Origin of the sequence: Komagataeibacter melaceti (assembly GCF_003403295.1) — a bacterium.
GTDB lineage: Bacteria > Pseudomonadota > Alphaproteobacteria > Acetobacterales > Acetobacteraceae > Komagataeibacter > Komagataeibacter melaceti.
Genome location: NZ_QUWV01000133.1, coordinates 1 through 3,502 on the forward strand (window position 1 = coordinate 1; position 3,502 = coordinate 3,502).

At 54.2% G+C, this 3,502-nt stretch carries 6 protein-coding genes; all 6 read left to right on the forward strand.

The genetic code is table 11. From position 1 onward, the window contains the following. The first annotated feature begins 245 nt into the window (after positions 1–245). The 6 genes from DY926_RS13695 (at position 246) to DY926_RS18015 (ending at position 3,221) form a co-directional block, all read left to right on the forward strand. Complete coding sequence (locus tag DY926_RS13695; RefSeq protein WP_116703877.1) at positions 246–878, forward strand: hypothetical protein; 633 nt, start codon at positions 246–248, stop codon at positions 876–878. Positions 879–972: 94 nt separating this feature from the next. Then, positions 973–1,137 (forward strand): hypothetical protein, encoded by a 165-nt coding sequence (locus tag DY926_RS17360; protein WP_158552006.1) that lies wholly within the window; start codon positions 973–975, stop codon positions 1,135–1,137. Between the two features lie 24 nt (positions 1,138–1,161). After that, positions 1,162–1,314, forward strand: a complete 153-nt coding sequence (locus DY926_RS13700; protein WP_408886069.1) for a transposase — start codon at positions 1,162–1,164, stop codon at positions 1,312–1,314. Positions 1,315–1,335: 21 nt separating this feature from the next. Further along, on the forward strand, positions 1,336–1,644 hold the full coding sequence (locus DY926_RS18130) for a DUF6998 domain-containing protein (RefSeq protein ID WP_408886068.1): 309 nt from the start codon (positions 1,336–1,338) through the stop codon (positions 1,642–1,644). A 263-nt stretch (positions 1,645–1,907) separates the two neighbouring features. Then, a complete protein-coding gene (locus DY926_RS13710; RefSeq protein ID WP_206609051.1) occupies positions 1,908–2,729 on the forward strand; it encodes a phosphoribosyltransferase in 822 nt (273 codons plus the stop codon). Between the two features lie 198 nt (positions 2,730–2,927). Continuing rightward, positions 2,928–3,221 carry a transposase gene (locus tag DY926_RS18015; protein ID WP_274541806.1) on the forward strand — a complete coding sequence of 98 codons (294 nt, stop codon included), beginning with the start codon at positions 2,928–2,930 and terminating at the stop codon, positions 3,219–3,221. Positions 3,222–3,502 lie beyond the last annotated feature (281 nt).

The window sequence follows — 3,502 nt, forward strand, 5'->3', positions numbered from 1 at the left end:
CGAAACCGGCCCCGACCACCGCGCCGCCCGTCGCGGCCAGGGTGGAGGCCCCGCACCAGACCGTGCCCGGCCAGCCCGTCCGCTGATCTGTCAACCTGACACGGCCGATCCGTAAACCGACGGCCGGTCTGCGGCAAACCTCTACCTGCCAGACCAGCCCACCTGCATGACACGAGAAACGCCGGATTTCTGCGGCATTGTGGTGTGGGTGGACTATTTTCATATCAAGACAGGAAAACTCGTCCATGACCCATCGTGTAAATTTCATCGCCGTCGATGGCGGCCGCCGCCGCCTCCTTGGCATGGGGCTGCTGTCAGCGGTCGGCATTGCTGCCGTCGCGATGCTGCCCGGGTGCAAAAGCACCACCACCGGCAATGTCACCACCATCACGATCAATGTGGCCGAGATCAAGGATTACGGTCAGGCCGGGCTGAATGCTGTCTCGACCGTGCTGAGCATCGGAGCGGTCGCCAGCGGCATCGGGGCCTCGACCGTTGGTATCATCACCCTTGCCGATACCGCCCTGTCCACGGCCCTCAACAGCTTTTCCACGGCCGCCGGGTCCACGCTGACCATTTCGTACGATGATACGAACTGGAAAAGCCGGGTGGATAGCGTCCTGTCCGCCCTGACCAAAGTCGAAAGCGACCTGAGTGCGGCAATCACCGGGGTTTCGACCAAGGTCTCCAGCACGGACCTGTCCGACGCCAATACGGCGCTGAACGCGCTGGGCACCATCGTATCGGCCTTCAAGGCGCTGCTGGACAGCGTGGCCGTGCGGCGCAATGTCGGGGCGCGGCTGTCCGGTTCAACCCCCGCGCCTTCCCGGGTACAGGTGCAACAGGCGCTCAAGGTGCTGGGGGTGACGGCAGGATAACACCCGTCGGCATCTTCTTCCTCTGGCTCGCCAGCACCATTGGCGGCGCTGCCGGGGGCTTCATCCTTTATGCGTATCTGGCGAGTAATTCACGATGACCACAGATACATTGCTTGTAACAGCACTGGGCACCGGTATCGGCATCGGTGCCTGCATCACGCTGGCTGGCGTTATCCTGTTCTTCAAGCAGACCGAGGCTGGCCAGCGATATTTACAGGATCGCCTCGGTCCGCCCGCGCCCGATCCATCTGATTCCTGATACACATCGAGCGACCAACGGAAAATCAGCTTCCAGCTCTACAAAAACAGAAACATCATTGAACGCTTCTTCGCCAGGCTGAAGCAGTTCAGAGGCATTGCAACACACTACGACAAGCTGAAGTCAACATTCTTCGCAGCAGTGCAATTCGTCTCCGCCATTATCGGGATTAACTGACGACACACCCTAATGTCTGCTATGGTCGAAATCCCCATCCTCATAGCCCAGCTCTACCAGATCGTGGATCGGCTTGAGCAGATCGTCCCAAGCAGGAAATTCACGCCTGACGGACATCTGGTTGGGAGCATCGGGGAAGCGGTCGCGGAATACAGCTACGGCCTCACTTTGCTGCCTGCGTCGTTTAAGCAGTATGACACGATAAGTGCCGAAAGCCGTCACGCTCAGATCAAGCTGACACAGGGCAGCTCCATTGCCATCAGCTATGCCTGCGAGCATCTGCTTGTCCTGCACCTCGATCGGCATAAGGGCTCTCTCAGAGGTTTGTAACGGTGTCGGGTCGCATGACAACAGCAGCATGGTTAGAGAAAGCGTTTGGGAAGGAGAGCCAAGGCATGAACAATGTCGAGATCATCTCCTACACGACTGATTACGGCAAACAGGCGACCCAGCTTCGTGGCATAATGCGGCTAGCGAAAAATTATTCCTTCTCAGGTTGCAAATTGGGTTAAGACCGCTATTGAACCCTTATGAATTTGTCGCTGCCCATAGCCCCGTCACCAGACGTATCATGCTGTAGCGATGATTCCGCCTTGATTCGCACTGATTGGAAACCCACATTCCCTTTATGTTGGTTTCATACACCTTGGAGTTCCTCTCGCGCTGGAGGGAGATGTCTTTCTAGGCATCCCGATTTTGTCGCTGCCAAGCAGGAACGGAACCTTCAGGCAGCCGAACGCGTCATATCAGATCTGTACACTGATAGAATTTTTGATCTCATCGAAAATCACGTCTGTTACGACGATCGCCCTTTAGTCGTGGCTCCAATCAAAACTCCTGAAATTAACAAAAATGCCTTATCTCTGGCGTATGCGTATGCAGTCGCAAGCACGTTCGGCCTTTACGTTGATAGGTCCATCATTTCTAAAGTCACCTATCGACGCGATCGGAAAGCCAACAATATTGATCGATTAGTAGCACCGACCCTTTTTGAAGGAGAGGTTCAATCTAATAAAAATTATATAATCGTTGATGATGTTTTGACCACCGGGGGAACAATAGCAACTCTAAAGGGTTACATTGAACAGAACGGTGGGAGAGTCATTTGCACAACAACCTTAGCTGCCGGCCATGGGGTAGCTCCCCTTGCGCATTCCGGCGAAATGCGCCAATTTGGTGTAAAGATAGCGTTGTCGGAGGCGACATTCGACGGTCTCAAGGAGAAACTTGGGAAACAGTTTGACGAACTCGACGATGCCTTTCGGAAAGGATTTCATTATGGTCTCCAGCACCTTACAGAGCCGGAAGCTCAGTACATCCTTGGGCAAATTAGCTACTGTAAACGAAGAGGAGAAGACTTCATGGACAGCTTCGGCAAAAGACTCGTTCAGGCACGAACTAGAGCAGTTGCATGAAGACGTCGAAGAAGTGATGGCTGGATGGCTTCCTCGATCAAGGGCACAGAATCAGCGACGACAGCGAGCTGCCTAAACCTTCAAGAAACCCTGCGTAAGCAGGGTTTTTTTATACAAAATTTCAATTGTTAAATTACGACGATCTTTATAATTTTCGCAGAACTCAGACAGGAGCAGACCTTCTCTGAAAGCTTGGTCATGGACGCGAGAGACCAATCGGCCTTCCCTAGGGCGTGTCGTCAGTTAGCATCTGACGCTGATCCGCGTATCGGAAAGCTCGAAGAACGGCGGATCACACCAGTTATCCCTTCAAGGAAAAACCGACGCGACCCACGGAAAGTCAGCTTCCGGCTCTACAAAAACAGAAACATCATTGAACGCTTCTTCGCCAGGCTGAAGCAGTTCAAAGGCATTGCAACACGCTACGACAAGCTGAAGTCAACATTCTTCGCAGCACTGCAACTCGTCTTCGCCATCATCGGAATTAACTGACGACACACCCTAGCCCTGATTCGCCAGGACAGGCTTCCCATCCAGACCGAAGACCGGTGCCCCTGACCCTGATTCGTCGAGCTTGTACCAATCTCTAGGATGAGGCTGCCGACGATGCTCCTCCGACAACTCTTCTAACCATTCTTGCACATTTGGCGGTATCGGTTGCTGACCCGTAGCCCAGCGGCGGACAGTAGTCTGATGGGTATTGAGAATGTCAGCCAGACCACGCTGCGACCATCGCAGCGCGTCCAGACATTCCCGAAAACGGGTGGGGGTCA

Excerpts from the sequence above, each read along its gene's own strand:
- DY926_RS18015 (WP_274541806.1), top strand. The coding sequence starts at position 2,928 with ATGGACGCGAGAGACCAATCGGCCTTCCCTAGGGCGTGTCGTCAGTTA.
- DY926_RS17360 (WP_158552006.1), top strand. The coding sequence starts at position 973 with ATGACCACAGATACATTGCTTGTAACAGCACTGGGCACCGGTATCGGC.
- DY926_RS13695 (WP_116703877.1), top strand. The coding sequence starts at position 246 with ATGACCCATCGTGTAAATTTCATCGCCGTCGATGGCGGCCGCCGCCGC.
- DY926_RS18130 (WP_408886068.1), top strand. The coding sequence starts at position 1,336 with ATGGTCGAAATCCCCATCCTCATAGCCCAGCTCTACCAGATCGTGGAT.